The sequence below is a fragment of the Flavobacterium sp. U410 genome, from assembly GCF_053570605.1.
Window position 1 is genome coordinate 45,807 of sequence record NZ_JBSEFI010000012.1, and the last position, 14,556, is coordinate 60,362.

Annotated in this window: 17 protein-coding genes; 8 read left to right on the forward strand and 9 right to left on the reverse strand. The window is 30.4% G+C overall.

The genetic code is table 11. From position 1 onward, the window contains the following. Nucleotides 1-7: 7 nt before the first annotated feature. The 4 genes from ACUSJC_RS09335 to ACUSJC_RS09350 all read right to left on the reverse strand — a co-directional run bounded on the left by ACUSJC_RS09335 (nucleotide 8) and on the right by ACUSJC_RS09350 (nucleotide 1,821). On the reverse strand, nucleotides 8-421 hold the full coding sequence (locus tag ACUSJC_RS09335; protein ID WP_449269305.1) for a lipocalin family protein: 414 nt from the start codon (nucleotides 419-421) through the stop codon (nucleotides 8-10). Nucleotides 422-515: 94 nt separating this feature from the next. After that, nucleotides 516-782: a heavy-metal-associated domain-containing protein gene (locus tag ACUSJC_RS09340; protein ID WP_449269306.1), complete on the reverse strand. Its 267-nt coding sequence runs from the start codon at nucleotides 780-782 to the stop codon at nucleotides 516-518. 62 nt (nucleotides 783-844) lie between these two features. Continuing rightward, on the reverse strand, nucleotides 845-1,258 hold the full coding sequence (locus tag ACUSJC_RS09345) for a DUF6691 family protein (protein ID WP_449269307.1): 414 nt from the start codon (nucleotides 1,256-1,258) through the stop codon (nucleotides 845-847). Between the two features lie 2 nt (nucleotides 1,259-1,260). Then, nucleotides 1,261-1,821, reverse strand: coding sequence for a YeeE/YedE family protein (locus tag ACUSJC_RS09350; protein ID WP_449269308.1), 561 nt, complete (start codon nucleotides 1,819-1,821; stop codon nucleotides 1,261-1,263). Between the two features lie 116 nt (nucleotides 1,822-1,937). Between ACUSJC_RS09350 and ACUSJC_RS09355 the strand changes: the two genes are divergently transcribed. From ACUSJC_RS09355 to ACUSJC_RS09370, 4 genes are all read left to right on the forward strand, one after another. Further along, nucleotides 1,938-2,402, forward strand: coding sequence for a DUF4199 domain-containing protein (locus ACUSJC_RS09355; RefSeq protein ID WP_449269309.1), 465 nt, complete (start codon nucleotides 1,938-1,940; stop codon nucleotides 2,400-2,402). A gap of 5 nt (nucleotides 2,403-2,407) precedes the next feature. Next, nucleotides 2,408-2,866 (forward strand): 2-dehydro-3-deoxyphosphooctonate aldolase, encoded by a 459-nt coding sequence (locus tag ACUSJC_RS09360; protein ID WP_449269310.1) that lies wholly within the window; start codon nucleotides 2,408-2,410, stop codon nucleotides 2,864-2,866. 89 nt (nucleotides 2,867-2,955) lie between these two features. Further along, a complete protein-coding gene (gene kdsA / locus ACUSJC_RS09365) occupies nucleotides 2,956-3,774 on the forward strand; it encodes a 3-deoxy-8-phosphooctulonate synthase (RefSeq protein WP_449269311.1) in 819 nt (272 codons plus the stop codon). Nucleotides 3,775-3,799: 25 nt separating this feature from the next. Beyond that, nucleotides 3,800-4,648 (forward strand): hypothetical protein, encoded by an 849-nt coding sequence (locus tag ACUSJC_RS09370; RefSeq protein ID WP_449269312.1) that lies wholly within the window; start codon nucleotides 3,800-3,802, stop codon nucleotides 4,646-4,648. Nucleotides 4,649-4,703: 55 nt separating this feature from the next. Here the strand turns inward: ACUSJC_RS09370 and ACUSJC_RS09375 are convergent, their stop codons facing one another. Further along, entirely contained in the window at nucleotides 4,704-5,060 is a 357-nt protein-coding gene (locus ACUSJC_RS09375; protein ID WP_449269313.1) for a DUF1801 domain-containing protein, read from the reverse strand. A gap of 72 nt (nucleotides 5,061-5,132) precedes the next feature. On the opposite strand from ACUSJC_RS09375, the gene ACUSJC_RS09380 reads away from it, so the two are divergent. Genes ACUSJC_RS09380 through creD form a run of 4 tightly spaced genes read left to right on the forward strand, consistent with a single transcriptional unit; the run spans nucleotide 5,133 to nucleotide 7,950 of the window. Then, nucleotides 5,133-5,756, forward strand: a complete 624-nt coding sequence (locus tag ACUSJC_RS09380) for a hypothetical protein (protein WP_449269314.1) — start codon at nucleotides 5,133-5,135, stop codon at nucleotides 5,754-5,756. Between the two features lie 28 nt (nucleotides 5,757-5,784). Next, nucleotides 5,785-6,084, forward strand: coding sequence for a winged helix-turn-helix domain-containing protein (locus ACUSJC_RS09385; protein WP_449269315.1), 300 nt, complete (start codon nucleotides 5,785-5,787; stop codon nucleotides 6,082-6,084). 38 nt (nucleotides 6,085-6,122) lie between these two features. Next, entirely contained in the window at nucleotides 6,123-6,578 is a 456-nt protein-coding gene (locus ACUSJC_RS09390; protein ID WP_449269316.1) for a hypothetical protein, read from the forward strand. A 13-nt stretch (nucleotides 6,579-6,591) separates the two neighbouring features. Next, entirely contained in the window at nucleotides 6,592-7,950 is a 1,359-nt protein-coding gene (gene creD / locus ACUSJC_RS09395) for a cell envelope integrity protein CreD (RefSeq protein WP_449269317.1), read from the forward strand. 355 nt (nucleotides 7,951-8,305) lie between these two features. Here the strand turns inward: creD and ACUSJC_RS09400 are convergent, their stop codons facing one another. The 4 genes from ACUSJC_RS09400 to ACUSJC_RS09415 form a co-directional block, all read right to left on the reverse strand. Further along, nucleotides 8,306-10,477, reverse strand: coding sequence for a peptidase domain-containing ABC transporter (locus ACUSJC_RS09400; protein WP_449269318.1), 2,172 nt, complete (start codon nucleotides 10,475-10,477; stop codon nucleotides 8,306-8,308). Further along, nucleotides 10,470-11,720: a radical SAM protein gene (locus ACUSJC_RS09405; protein WP_449269319.1), complete on the reverse strand. Its 1,251-nt coding sequence runs from the start codon at nucleotides 11,718-11,720 to the stop codon at nucleotides 10,470-10,472. The genes ACUSJC_RS09400 and ACUSJC_RS09405 overlap by 8 nt, the downstream gene beginning before the upstream one ends. A gap of 73 nt (nucleotides 11,721-11,793) precedes the next feature. Further along, nucleotides 11,794-11,994 carry a hypothetical protein gene (locus ACUSJC_RS09410; RefSeq protein WP_449269320.1) on the reverse strand — a complete coding sequence of 67 codons (201 nt, stop codon included), beginning with the start codon at nucleotides 11,992-11,994 and terminating at the stop codon, nucleotides 11,794-11,796. Between the two features lie 141 nt (nucleotides 11,995-12,135). Further along, the gene (locus ACUSJC_RS09415) at nucleotides 12,136-14,529 is read right to left on the reverse strand and encodes a TonB-dependent receptor domain-containing protein (RefSeq protein WP_449269321.1); all 2,394 of its coding nucleotides are present in this window, start codon (nucleotides 14,527-14,529) and stop codon (nucleotides 12,136-12,138) included. Nucleotides 14,530-14,556 lie beyond the last annotated feature (27 nt).

The following is a 14,556-nucleotide window of genomic DNA, read 5'->3' on the forward strand; positions in this document are numbered from 1 at the left end:
GTATTTATTACATTCTTGTAAAAACAGAAATATAATCCATTCCTTCCTGACCAGTACTGTATTTAACTTTTAATGTAGAACCATCAAGTGTTATAATTTCAGCTGTTTCTGTTTCTCCATCAATAGTTAATGTCAATGTATTACCCTCTTTAGCCCATGTTCCAGAAGTAGCCTCATCCTCACAACTAGAGTTAAAATAATGATCTGTTGCTGTTCCACCACTCACAAATTCAATGTAATCTCCTTGAGAAGCACAATCATTCTCATAATTTGAGAAAGCTTCTTGTCCAGATGCACCAATTCCCCATTGAGAATATGCCCATTTCCCTTCAATACTTGCAGAACTTGAATCGTCGTCTTTGTTACAAGATGTTAAACCTAAAACTAATGTAGACACGAATAAGAATAAAACTTTTTTCATTTTGTTAAATATTTTTTAAAATTATTTCGCAAATAAAAGACTAATCTTACTAATAAAAAAATAAATTTTATAAAATTTTTAACATTTTTTTTTGCTAGGTCAATTTTCCTACCACACAGCTTATAAAAGATTTGGTTTTAGTTCCTAAAGAATTATCTTCCTCTGTTTCGGGATAACCTATTTTCTTTAATATTTCCTTTACTTCGTTTACTTTAGTTTCTTGCTGATAATCAAATGTTACTGTACTTTCGTCTACCTTAACATTAACATTTTCAATTCCTTCTACTGCCGATAAATTTTTAGTTACCGTACTGGCACAACCGCCACATTTTAAATTTTGAATATAAATTGTTGTTGTCATTTTTAACTTTTTTTCAAAATTACAATTCTGTATAAATTACAAAAGCAACAAAAGTTACATCTTTAATGTGGTAATTTGTCTTTTAATATACCATATAAAAAAGTTCCTAATAAAGCTCCAACCAAAACAATGGCAATACTGAAAGCTCCTGTCCCCAATAAAATAAAAATAGGTCCGGGACAGCAGCCTACTAATCCCCAACCTAATCCAAAAGACATACCTCCTATTATATAACGAGTAAATCCTTTTTCCTTATCAAAAAATTGAATCGGAAAACCTTTATAATCCTTCATTTTATTCTTCTTCATCAACTGAACACCAATAATTCCGGTACAAACTGCAACACCCATAATACCATACATATGAAACGATTGGAACATAAACATTTCATAAATTCTGTACCAAGAAATGGCTTCTGACTTTGTCAAAACTATTCCAAATATTATTCCGACTAAAAAGAAACGTAAAAATTTCATATTTAAAAAATTAAAGGTAAAATAAAATGAACCATCAGTAAACCACCAATAAAGAAGCCTATAACTGCTATCAATGAAGGTTTTTGTAAATTGCTTAAACCACTAATGGCATGCCCTGAAGTACAGCCTCCGGCATATCGCGTTCCAAATCCAATGAGAATTCCGCCTATTAATAAAATACTTATACCTTTTACCGTTAATACTGAGTCCCAACTAAAAATAGCATCGGGTACAAATTTTCCATTGGGAGCATCAATATGCATTTGTTCCAAACTTGTTATTGCTTTCGGATTCAACTGCTCAATCAATTGTGGATCACTTAAAAAATGAGACGCTATAAACCCGCCTAAGATAGCACCTAAAACTACTGCCAAATTCCATTTTTGTTCACGCCAATCCATTTTGAAAAACTCACTGAATTTATCTGCTCCAATCATGGTACACATAGTACGTAAATTAGAAGACATCCCAAATGTTTTTCCAAAATAAACCAAAATCAGCATAACTGATCCAATTAAAAAACCAGAAATTGACCAATGCCAAGTTCCCAATAGATATTCCATTTCATCAAAAAATTAGTTGTGCAAATATAACGCAATACTATAAAAATCTACTAAACTAATAGACTTTTATTATCTAAACATCTTTTATTACCTTTGGCTAAATTTTAAACTGTACGATGAAAAAATTTGAGATTGAGATTAAATGGTCAGTAATTTTTGCTGTTGTTTATTTAATCTGGATGTTTTTAGAGCGTGCTTTGGGTTTTCACAGCACAAAAGCAACAGCTGAACCTCTTTTCAACTTATTATTTATTCCTGTTTCTATTGTTATTTTCATTTTTGCGCTCCGAGATAAAAAGGCTAAATATTATCAAGGTAAAATGGATTGGAAACAAGGATTTGGTAGTGGAATTGTCCTTAGCTTCTTAACGGCTTTAACAACAAGTATTGTAATCTATATTACTTTTAATTTAGTGTCACCCAATTTCTTCGAAAGCGCTATTAGTATGAGTAAAAACAAAGAATTAGCTGAATTCAACTATAATATTCAAGCTTTTGTGAAGAACAACATTTTCGACAAACTGTCGTTTGGTGTTGTATATGCTGCTGTTATTAGCTACTTTAGTCAAACCAAATCATAATGTATATGAGATTTTTAGCTTTACTTTTTCTATTTGTTTTGAGTAGTTGTGTAAGTACAAAATCAACGCTTAAGAATGTTGACGACACGGCAATAAAGCCTCCTGTTAAAAATGGTGCTTTTGTATTAACTGAATACGCCAATGATGCTAAATATGGTTATGATTCCGATTATCCTATTAATATAGGTTTAATATTAGACCGACAAGAAGAAATCTATGTTCGATACTTTTTTAAAGCACTTCAAGGTCCTAAAGGTGAAACCATTACCTATGAAAAAATAGACACTTGTTGTCCTTTTCCTACCAAGCACAACGCTATGGGTGCCGGAACTTTATCGATTTACGAAGTACATTTTGAAGGAAGTTCAACCACTAAAAAGCTGTATTTCAATAGCTATGAAAAAGGCAAGATTGTTTGCCCTAAAGGTTTTTCAATCAAACCATTGAACAATTCTGATAATTAAAAATATTTCATATTTCGTAACATTTGTAACCATTTAAACAATCGTTTAAATGGTTTTATTTTTTATCTTTGTAACTTAATTGAAACAAAATGAATTTAAACAACATACCTCAAATAAAAAATACCGATAAAGGAAACTTCTTTTTACTAGCCGGACCATGTGCTATTGAAGGTGAAGAAATGGCATTACGAATCGCTGAAAAGATTGTTAGCATTACTGATAAATTGGAAATTCCTTATGTATTTAAAGGATCTTTCAAAAAAGCGAATCGTTCTCGCGTTGATAGTTTTACAGGAATTGGTGATGAAAAAGCTTTAAAGATCTTAGAAAAAGTATCGAAAGAATTTGGTGTTCCTACAATCACAGATATTCATACCAATGAAGATGCTGTAATGGCTGCACAATATGTAGATGTTTTACAAATTCCGGCATTTTTAGTTCGTCAAACGGATTTAGTTGTAGCTGCTGCCGAAACCGGAAAAACAGTAAACCTGAAAAAAGGACAATTCATGAGTCCGGAGAGTATGAAACACGCCGTTCAAAAAGTATTAGACAGCAACAATGAAAATGTAATGGTAACTGATAGAGGAACAATGTTTGGCTACCAAGATATGATCGTAGATTTCCGAGGAATTCCAACTATGAAACAATTTGCAACAACTGTTTTAGATGTAACCCATTCTTTGCAACAGCCTAATCAAATGAGTGGTGTAACCGGCGGTCGTCCGGAAATGATTGAAACCATTGCTAAAGCCGGAATTGCTACTGGTGTAGATGGAATCTTTATTGAAACTCATTTTGATCCTGCCAATGCAAAAAGTGACGGTGCTAACATGCTACATTTAGACCTTTTAGAAGGTTTAATGACCAAATTAGTTGCTATTAAACAAACCATAAATCAATTTTAAAACCTAAATCCATAGTAATTTCAAAATGAAACAATCATTTTTAATGGTTGTACTATCTTTTTGTGTTTTTTCTCAGTACACCTTTTCACAAGAAACCGTTGAAAATCCAGAAAAATACACAGCTCATAACAAAGGGAAATTTTATATTTTTTGGGGTGGAAACCGCGAAAGTTATTCTAAATCTGATATCCGATTCAAAGGAGATAATTATGATTTTACCCTTTATGATGTAGAAGCGCACGACAAACCTAAAGGATGGCATGTCGATTATATCAATCCTACGAAAATGACTATTCCGCAGACTAATTTAAGAGTGGGATATTTTATTACAGATCACTACAACATTTCATTAGGCGTTGACCACATGAAATATGTAATGTCTCAGGACAAACGTGTGAACTATTCGGGGTACTATCCCAATGCAGGAACTTACGATGAAAATCCTACAGCTGATCAGTTAACACTTGATGAAAACTTTTTAACCTTTGAACACACTGACGGTTTAAATTATATCAATACTGAGTTTTCAAGAGTAGACGATATTACCAAGTTGTTCAGTAAAACATTGAATACCGATAAGTTTCAAATCAATATAACCGAAGGTGTTGGCGGTGGTTTTTTATATCCTAAAACCAACTCTAAATTATTAGGTAATGATCGTAATGATGCTTTTCACGTAGCCGGATTTGGACTTTCTGCTAAAGCAGGTTTAAACTTTACTTTCTTCAAACATTTCTTTATACAAACCGAATTAAAAGGCGGTTATATCAATATGCAAGACATCAGAACCACTCAAAGCTCTGCAGATCACGCGGAACAAGAATTTTGGTTCTTGCAAAGAATTATTGTTATTGGAGGAATTTTTAGAATTTAGTTTGTATACAAATCAAAAATTATAAGTAATAGCCGATTAAGTTTTAATCGGCTATTTATTTTAATACAGTTAATTGCGAAGCTTCTTTCAGAACTCCCTGTAAAACCCCATTATCGATTTCTTCCAAAGCAAAATAGCGAAGTGACTTCACGGTATTCCGCTTCTCTCCTATCAATATTTCCTGATAGTTTTTCAATTCATAACCGCGTGCAAAACCAACATCTAAAAATTTCTTTTTATGGTTAGGTGCCAAATAACAAAGCGGTTTCTTTTGATAATAAAAATAAGGAATTCCCCATTTGAAGAGCAATTGAACATCCGGTAATGTTCTTTCTACAATAGAAATAACGTGTAAAAGCATTTCCCTATAGAGCTCCGGTTGTCTTACTATATATTCATCAGTTAATTTCATTTTGTAAAAATACTTTAAAAAATTTGTTCATGTCGTAAAAACATATTTACTTTGTATTTCAAAGTTCTTTATATGGAAGCAAGTAAATATTTAAAAGACATTCAAGACATCAAAGACATTATGAACAAATCTACTTTGTGCTTATCACTTAGCGGATTATCAGGTGTCTTGGCCGGTATTTATGCTTTAATAGGCGCATGGTTTGCCTATAAAACGATCTATTTTGATCATTACATCGGAAATCCTTATAAAGGCTTAGTCATTTCAGAAGCTGCTGTTTACCGATTACTAACCATTGCTTTAGTGGTATTGATCGCCTCTATAGCAACCGGTGTTTTTTTCAGTATGAGAAAAGCCAAAATGCAAAACGAAACTATTTGGAACGCAGCATCTCAACGCTTATTGATCAATTTTTCTATCCCGTTAGTCAGCGGAGGCATTTTTATTCTATTTTTAATGGAAAAAGAGATTTTGAATCTCATTGCTCCACTGACCCTTATTTTCTACGGATTGGCTTGTGTAAATGCCAGTAAGTATACTTTAAGAGATGTTCGTTATTTAGGAATTACTTTGATCATATTAGGATTATTATCCACTTGGTTTTTAAATTATGGACTATTGTTTTGGGCTTTAGGATTTGGAGTTTGCCACATTATATATGGCAGCATGATGTATTTTAAATACGATAGAAAATAAAACAATCATTTTATAGTTAACCTTCACTTTGAAAAATATCATTCAAAATATCAATAAAGCTTTCGATCATCGCATCCGATTAGGAATTATGTCGGTATTAATGGTCAATGAAAGTGCTGATTTTACTACGCTAAAAGAGATTTTAGGCGTAACTGATGGTAATTTGGCCAGCCATGCCAAAGCTTTAGAAAGTGAAAATTATATTACTGTCGAGAAACAATTCATAGGTCGAAAACCCAACACCAAGTATATTGCAACTAAAGAAGGAAAAAAAGCATTCCAAGAGCACATTGAAGCCCTTGAAAAATTGATTTCCGGACAAAACTAAAAAAATTTATCCTTTAACTTTGAAATACAAAGTACTTTATGAAAGATGTAATAGTAGAAAAACTGTACCAAATTGCCAGAGTTCCTTATTTGTTTCTGTTCAAAAAACCGGAACCCTGGGATATTTCTATAGATTCTCTTTTAATTATGAATACCGGAACATTAGGCAATGATCTGGGGCTATTTTTTAAAAACAATCAGTTTGAAATACAAGAAAATCTGGAGGAGCATGATGTTTTTCATGTACTAACCCAAATAGGCACAACTGTTAAAGAAGAGATCGATCTGCAATTTTATCTTTTAGGCAACGGAAAAAGGAGTCTGTTTACAGGAATTGTTGTTTTAACCGGCATTTTCTTCTACCCTACTTCATATAAAAGTTTTGTGAATTGTTATAAAAGAGGAAAAAAAGCATATCTGTTTTATGATCTGGAATTCAGCAAACTGTTGTCTTATCCTACTGCTGAAATACAAAACATTTTTAATATCAAATAAATACTATATACTCATGGAAAATCAAAATCAATTCGAAAATCAACAAAAAGGCAAAACTTCCTTTTTTCAAACGACCACTGCTAAAATGCTGATGGTTGGCTTTTTAACTTTAGTATTGCTCATTCCTTTGAACTTAGTTCAAAACGTAATCCGGGAACGTTCTGAACGTAAAACCGAAGTTTTTAAAAATGAAACTATAACTTGGGGTGAAAAAGTTCATTTTATGGGACCAATCCTTAAGATTCCCATTAAAACGATTACAGAAACTGAAGTGTATAATGAGCAAACTAAAACGACTTCTATTCAAAAACAAGAAGAAATTGTAGATGCTTTTTTCTTTCCTGAAACCTTGCAACATCAAGCTCAGGTTCAAAAAGTGGATAAACTGAAGCGCGGTATTTTTAAACCTATGGTTTTTAAAGCTTCACTTGATGTGAAAGGAAATTTTAATGCTTTGGATTTCTCAAAATTCAATTGTAAACCGGAAGATATTCTTTGGGATAAAGCTTCGATTGTAATTAAAACTACGGACTTAAAAAGTGTGAAAAGTGATTTAACGATTCAGTTGAACGAACAAAAGTTAGCTTTGGAAACCAATATGGATGAAGACAACTATTTTGATGTGCTGGAAAGTACTGCTTTTACTTATGATCTGCAACAATCCCATTCTTTTCAGTTCAACATTCAATACAACGGAAGCAATGCTGTTGAATTTATTCCCATTGGTAAAACAACAACTACTTCAATAGATTCTAATTGGAATTCGCCTTCGTTCATTGGCTCATTTGCTTCAAATGATACGACTAAAGAAATCACCGATAAAAATTTTCACGCCGATTGGAAGATCATTCATGTTAATCGTCCGTTTGCGCAACAATATTTGGATTTTATCCCTAATCTTCAGAAATATTCTTATGGTGTTAAACTAATTGAAACAGTGGATGAATATCAACAAAATGAACGTTCGTCTAAATATGGATTTTTAGTGATTGGATTAACCTTTTTGGTATTTTTCCTCATTCAAACCATCAGTAAAATCAACATTCACATCTTTCAATACACTATGATCGGTTTGGCTTTGATTATGTTTTATACGCTTTTGCTTTCCATAACAGAACATTCCAGTTTTTCATTGGCTTATGTCATAGCAGCTTCGTCAGTGATCGTTATGCTGTTGCTCTATGCTGTTTCGGTATTAAAAAACAGAAAATATGCAGCTTTTATCAGTCTGGCTCTTACAGCATTGTATAGTTTTATCTATGTGATCATTCAGTTAGAAGATTATGCGCTATTAGTAGGCAGTATTGGTTTATTTATCATTTTGGGAACTATCATGTATGTATCCCGAAAAATTGATTGGAACAATAATTAGTTCTTCCCGTTATAATTACGTAACAAAATAGTCCTGTTTTTTTTAGTTGTCTCAAAAGTATTCTCATTATTAAGCTGAATTTCAGTAGTCATAATGAATTGAATCTTAAGGTTAAAACCAACAGATTCTTAGCTTTTGGGGCAACTTTTTATATTTAGAAGGAATCAATAATACAATCGGAAATCCAGACTTTTACACAATGCATATTTTTGTTGGTAAGTTTTTCTACTTTTTTAAGAAAATAGAACAGAAAGAGCATAAAGTATGGAAAGTATGGAAACCATACATATTAAACATCCTATGATTGTCAATCTTTGAGGGATTTCTCCTAAAATATTAGTTTCTTTATTTTTCATTATTGTCCTAGTTCTAACTGATTTTTGATCAAACTATAATATTTGCCTTTCAAATGAACTAATTCTATATGTGTTCCCTTTTCTATGAGAACACCATTATCCAAAACTAGTATTTGATCCGCATCTTTTACTGTTGACAATCTATGAGCAACAACAACCATTGTTTTATCTTTAAAAAAATGATTAATATTGTTTACGATTTGTTTTTCATTTTCTGAATCCAGTGAATTTGTTGCTTCATCAAAGAACATATAATCCGGATTTTTATAAATGGCTCTAGCTATTAAAATACGTTGTCTTTGTCCCTGACTTAATCCTACTCCTTCCGAACCAATTATTGTATATTCTTTTAACGGTAAAGAATCTACAAATTGTTTAATATTAGCTAGTTCTAAAGCGTTATTTATTTTTTTTTCATCCGGTTCATTTTCAAGTGATACATTATATTTGATAGTTTCTGAAAAAATGACACTATCTTGCAGTATAACACCACACTTATTTCTCCATAGTTTATTATCTATATCTTTAATAGAATGATCTCCTATTTTAATGTTTCCTTGTTGAGGATCATAAAACTTTAATAACAATTTCAAAAGCGATGTTTTACCACTTCCGCTAACCCCTACTATAGCAGTTGTCTTGTTTTTAGGAATGAGAATATTTATATTTTGAAGTATAAAATTTTTATTGTCATAGCTAAAACTAACGTTATTAAACTTTATGTCTTCAATATGATCAAAACTTTTAATTAGTGATACGTTTTCTTCTTCTTTCTTATTATGAATTTCGTTTAATCTTTCAAAACTAACTTTTACAAGTTTAAACTGTAAAATGAAATTTAGTAAATTACTAATTGGTCCGTTTATTGCTCCTAATATAAACATAACTGAAAGCATTGTTCCTATCGTCATTTTGCCATTCATTACAGCTACCGCTGCAAAGAAAATAACAAGAATGGTTTGAAAAAAATTCATAAATCTATAAGCCTCATACTTTTGATCTATCTTCAATTTTTCAAGTTTATTTATATAGAGTTTTTTCTGAATAGTTTGCCACTCAGCTTTCTTTTCATCCTCTAAATTGTTTAATTTTATTTCTTGAATAGAATTAATAATTTCATAGATTTTGTTCTGCTCTTTTGAAAGTAGAGAAAAGTTCTTGTAATCATTAATTTTTAGTTTTTCCAGAAAGTTAAGTATCCAGATTACTTCAATAATGGTACAGAAAAAAACCACTAAAAAAATATTCAAGTTAAAATAAAACAGAATAAAGGAATAGATGAACATACTAAAAAGCGAAAAGACTGTCTGAATCAATTCTTTCGACAAAAATTGTTCTATCCTTTTATGATCATTAATTCTTTGAATTAAATCTCCCACATTCTTTGAATTAAAATATCTCAAAGATAGTTTCATTAATTTTTTCAAAAAATCAGATATGATAGATAAGCTTATTCTACTGCTAATATGTACAAATAACCAAGAGCGGTAAAACTCTAGCATTATCTTACTTATGAAAAGAATAATCTGTGCAAAAAGGATTGTATAAATAAAATTTACATCCTTAAAAAACACTCCTTTGTCAACAATTCTCTGTGTAAAAAAAGGAAAAATCAATTCTATAATTACAGACAACAATAATGTTGCTGAAATTAACAGAAATTGTAATTTATGTTCAAATAAATATTTGCTAACATATCCAAGATTCAAGATGCTTTTTTGTGCTTCTTTTTTATAAGATAAAATTTTTGATGAAGGATCTAATACAACTATAATTCCTTCCTTTTCATTTTGATTCCATCCTTTCAAAAATTCTTGAATTGTATAAGTTGTCTTCCCAAAAGCGGGATCTGCTACATAAACTTTATTTTTTTCTATTTTATAAACTACAATGAAATGATTCTGATTCCAAAAAAAGATTGCAGGAAATACAACATTTTTAATAGCTGTATCCAAATCAATTCTGACCACGAGAGATTCAAACCCCATTTCTTTGGCTGTTGCATCTAAGTCAGAAATAGAGATACCTTGTCTAAACAAATTTGTATTGCTTACTACTTCTTCATCTAATTCAAAATTTTCATTAAAATATTTTCCAATCATTCTTAAACAGGCAAGTCCGCAGTCTTGACTATCTAATTGTTTGACAAATGGAAATGATTTTTTACGCATATTCTTTTTTTCGAAAACTTTCTAACAATTCAACATAATTTGGCTCTGGAATAAAAGGTAAAGTATCCTCTATTATCTGATTAGCTTCTTCATAGGTTAACTTTTCAATTCCTGTCTCCTTTCTCAAACTCTCAGGCATTTCATCTACTGTTTTATTTTGTATATAAGTTATTAATTTTAATAGATCGTCACAATATACAGAAGGATTATTAAATCCATTCTTTGAACTATACCGGTGAGCTATAAATCCTCCTCCACAAATAGCATTTACAGGACATGCTAAACATTTTTTAGGTAGATAGTTCCCACTATTATAATAGACCTTTGCTAAGTCATTATTAAAAGCTTCATTAAAATTATTATCAAAAATATTCAAGCTGTTTTTTGTAAAACTTTCACCACATATTTTTAATACATCAACGGCTTCAATTCCTCCGTTTGTTTCTATTACAAGAACATTATTTGTGGAGCTTCCTAATAAATCTACGTTATAAGCTCCTCCTAATATACTTCTAATGATCACTTCAAAGAATCTTATGGAAAAATAATCTTTTTCCTGAATCCAATTATCGAAAACATTAATTAGCCAACTTGCTGATTTATCAATATTATTTTTATCAAAATGATCATAATTTTGATCTAATAGTAAAAAATCTGCTCCTAATATTCCTAATTGTTTAAAGTGCTCGTAAGCTTCTACCGGATCAGATTCTATATTCAGTACAGTAAGAATTCCAAATGGATGATTTTTTAATTTAGAACGACAAATATCGATTCCTTTTACAACTCTATCATAAGTTCCTTCACCTTTATGATCCAATCTATTTAAATCATTAAATTCTTTATTTCCATCAAGACTAATACCTACTATAATCGAATATTTTAGAAAAATATCACACCATTCTTCATCCACCAAAATACCATTTGTTTGAATAGATAATTGTATCTTCAAATGATCATTTTCTAATTTTTTAAACTGTTCTATAATTTTTACAAATTTTTTCTTACCTACTAATAAAGGCTCTCCACCATGAAGGTAAATATTAAAAACTTTTACGTCATGTTCTTCACAATGTTCTTTTATACGAACACATAACTGGTCGATAGTTTTTTCGGAGATAGCTTTAGGCTGTGTTAAGTAAGATGTATCTCCCATATTGTACATATAACAGTATGTACAATTTATATTACATCTACTTGCTATTTTTAAAACTATAGAGTGTATAAATATGTTATTCCCCATATTACAAGATTGATTTATTATGGTTAAAACGTAGTTGCTTAAATTAAGCAACTACGTAAATTTAAAAATAGCATTAAGGTAAGCTTGGCTCAATTACTACAATTGATCTACCAAATACTTCGCCCCATGACTCTCCCCAAGTACTAATCCAACCTGTTCCCCCTACTTTAGAAACAAGTAATGCATTAGATTTCAATGTTGAATTGGTGATGTTAGGCAATGATTCTTCGATTTTTCCCAAATCATTTTTTTCTAAAAAGAATTTTCTCTTCATGACTTTAAAGGTTTAAGTTTGACAATGGAGCCATAGTTAAGGATCAGCTCTTTCTCTTCTCGCCTGACTGCTTGCAAGCTTATTTAAAAAATCATTCCTCTTCACATTGGCCTTCTGAGTAGAGTACCTGACTAATAAATACTAATTAATTCTCTGTTTTTCTTCACTATTTGCTTCAATTTTTTTGTTTGATTTAAAAATTTTCCCAAAAGTATAAGACAAGGAAACTCTTACTCTTCTTACATCAGAGTAATCAAAATTATGTTGTTCTATTCCATTTACAGTTTGAGAAAATGTTCTCTTATTACCTTTGAATACATCTACTCCATTAACAGATAACTGCATTTTTTTATTCAAAAAGGACATTTTAACCCCTACGTCTAATTGATGATATCCTGATACCTCATAACTTCCCATTACAGAAGGAAAATTGTACCTATAAATAAGCTCTAGCCTAAACTTTTTTTCTTTATCTAAGTCTATTACATTCGTAGTATTTAGACTAGCAGACCAAGCTTCAACGTTCTTTACTTGAGGAATATTTGATTTAGTTTCTTTATAAAATAGACTTACATTACTACGATTATCCCAAACTTCTTTTAAGCGAAATCCATATCCTTGATATATACCTAAACTAGTTTGATTATAAAAATTTACAGGAGTCACTCTCTGAATATAAGACTCCGGATCTACTAAAACAACTTGATCAAACCCATTCTTTATAAAACTAGCATAAAGCATTGTATAAGAGCTTTTATACATATAAGACAATTCCATATTATTTGTATAATAAGGCTGAAGAAAAGGATTCCCCTCTGCATAATTAAATGATGTGCTATAGAATCTAAATGGATTTAACAAACTATAAGAAGGGCGATTAATCCTTTTATTATAACTTAATGATAGAGATTTATATGACTCTATTGAATAGTTTAAATGAAATGTCGGGAAAAGTTTGAAATAATTATTATTATTAATTTGATTTAATGTTGTTGAATTACCTTCTGTTTGTGTATTTTCTCCTCTTAAACCAATTTTTACTGTTAATTCTTTTGTTAATTGCTTTGTTCCCGAAATATATAATGCTTGAGTATTTTCTCTATAAAGAAATTCATTACTTTTTAAAGGATCATAAATGGAATTTCCTGTAGATGTATCAAAAAAAGAAACATCACTATTATTGTCAATAAATGTAAGTTTAGTTCCAAAATTTAAATCCATCCATTGAATAGGATATTCAACATCTACTCTAGATGTTATGATGTCTATATCTAAATCACCTTGATTGAATGCAGAAAAATAACTATCTGGTTTAGCCTCTCCTGTATTAAAAAAAGATTCGCTTTTAAAAGCATTTTCTGTTCCTGATTTAAACTTCAGATAATCTATATCCAAATTTATTTTTCTTCCTAAAGAATCTATATCAATTATAGCATAGGTATTAACTGCACTTGTAAATCTATCCATATTTATTCGGGAAAGATTAACTATTGTTGAATCTAAAACATTTTGGTTATTATATATTGATGATCTATTTTCTGTTTTTACTAATGGTAAATTATTTGATAATGAATATTCCCCTCCTATTTTAAGTTTATCATTTATTCTATATTGAAGTGTTGCTCTTCCTGATAAATTATTAAAATGGCTTCTTTTAAAATTTTCTTCACTCCAAAAATATTCCGGATAATTCAGTGTATATCTCTGATAAGGTTTGTAACTACCATTAGAATAATTAAGTCCTGATGTGATTGTAAGTCTATTCTTTTGATAATTGAGATTAATTCCTCCAGAACCTATTGATTCACTCGCTTGGGAAAGAGAAGAATTAACACTACCACTTAAACTATCATTTTTTACTGTTTTTGTTATAATATTTATCAAACCACTATTTCCTTGTGCATCATATTTTGACGGAGGATTAGTGATGACCTCTATATTTTTTATTGTTTCTGTTCTTAAATTTTTAAGATAATTGATCAAATCATCTCCTGTCAGGTTAATCATTCTTCCGTTAATCATTACCCCCATATTATTTCTTCCTATCATACTAATCTGTCCATTCTGGACAATAATTCCAGGAGTGACATTTAGAGCATCTAATACATCTCCGCCTTGAGCTATAGTTGAATTTTCAACATGAAAAATGAGTCTGTCTACTTTACGCTCAATTAACTTTTCTTTTTCAGTTACAACAACTTCTTTTAACCCTATAGCTTCTTCTATTTTTAATACTCCAAGATTTTGGTCTGAACTTATATCAATATCTTTTAGCAATACTTCTTTTCCAAACTCTTCTGAAATTAAATTGTATTTCCCTTTTGGTACTTTTAAAAGAAATATCCCTTTCTCATTTGTTAATCCAGATACTGTAAATACTAGATCCGAACTAATCAAAATTATAGATGTGAATTCTAAAGGTTTATCTTCATTTCCTAAAACCATACCTGAGATATTATATTCTTGAGCACTCATTACAGAGGTAATAGCAAATAACCCGTATATAAAAAATATTTTTTTATAAAAAACTGCCATGTAATAAACTTTAAAATATTGTTCAGA

Excerpts from the sequence above, each read along its gene's own strand:
- ACUSJC_RS09335 (WP_449269305.1), bottom strand. The coding sequence starts at position 421 with ATGAAAAAAGTTTTATTCTTATTCGTGTCTACATTAGTTTTAGGTTTA.
- ACUSJC_RS09340 (WP_449269306.1), bottom strand. The coding sequence starts at position 782 with ATGACAACAACAATTTATATTCAAAATTTAAAATGTGGCGGTTGTGCC.
- ACUSJC_RS09345 (WP_449269307.1), bottom strand. The coding sequence starts at position 1,258 with ATGAAATTTTTACGTTTCTTTTTAGTCGGAATAATATTTGGAATAGTT.
- ACUSJC_RS09350 (WP_449269308.1), bottom strand. The coding sequence starts at position 1,821 with ATGGAATATCTATTGGGAACTTGGCATTGGTCAATTTCTGGTTTTTTA.
- ACUSJC_RS09355 (WP_449269309.1), top strand. The coding sequence starts at position 1,938 with ATGAAAAAATTTGAGATTGAGATTAAATGGTCAGTAATTTTTGCTGTT.
- ACUSJC_RS09360 (WP_449269310.1), top strand. The coding sequence starts at position 2,408 with ATGAGATTTTTAGCTTTACTTTTTCTATTTGTTTTGAGTAGTTGTGTA.
- kdsA (WP_449269311.1), top strand. The coding sequence starts at position 2,956 with ATGAATTTAAACAACATACCTCAAATAAAAAATACCGATAAAGGAAAC.
- ACUSJC_RS09370 (WP_449269312.1), top strand. The coding sequence starts at position 3,800 with ATGAAACAATCATTTTTAATGGTTGTACTATCTTTTTGTGTTTTTTCT.
- ACUSJC_RS09375 (WP_449269313.1), bottom strand. The coding sequence starts at position 5,060 with ATGAAATTAACTGATGAATATATAGTAAGACAACCGGAGCTCTATAGG.
- ACUSJC_RS09380 (WP_449269314.1), top strand. The coding sequence starts at position 5,133 with ATGGAAGCAAGTAAATATTTAAAAGACATTCAAGACATCAAAGACATT.
- ACUSJC_RS09390 (WP_449269316.1), top strand. The coding sequence starts at position 6,123 with ATGAAAGATGTAATAGTAGAAAAACTGTACCAAATTGCCAGAGTTCCT.
- creD (WP_449269317.1), top strand. The coding sequence starts at position 6,592 with ATGGAAAATCAAAATCAATTCGAAAATCAACAAAAAGGCAAAACTTCC.
- ACUSJC_RS09400 (WP_449269318.1), bottom strand. The coding sequence starts at position 10,477 with ATGCGTAAAAAATCATTTCCATTTGTCAAACAATTAGATAGTCAAGAC.
- ACUSJC_RS09405 (WP_449269319.1), bottom strand. The coding sequence starts at position 11,720 with ATGGGGAATAACATATTTATACACTCTATAGTTTTAAAAATAGCAAGT.
- ACUSJC_RS09410 (WP_449269320.1), bottom strand. The coding sequence starts at position 11,994 with ATGAAGAGAAAATTCTTTTTAGAAAAAAATGATTTGGGAAAAATCGAA.
- ACUSJC_RS09415 (WP_449269321.1), bottom strand. The coding sequence starts at position 14,529 with ATGGCAGTTTTTTATAAAAAAATATTTTTTATATACGGGTTATTTGCT.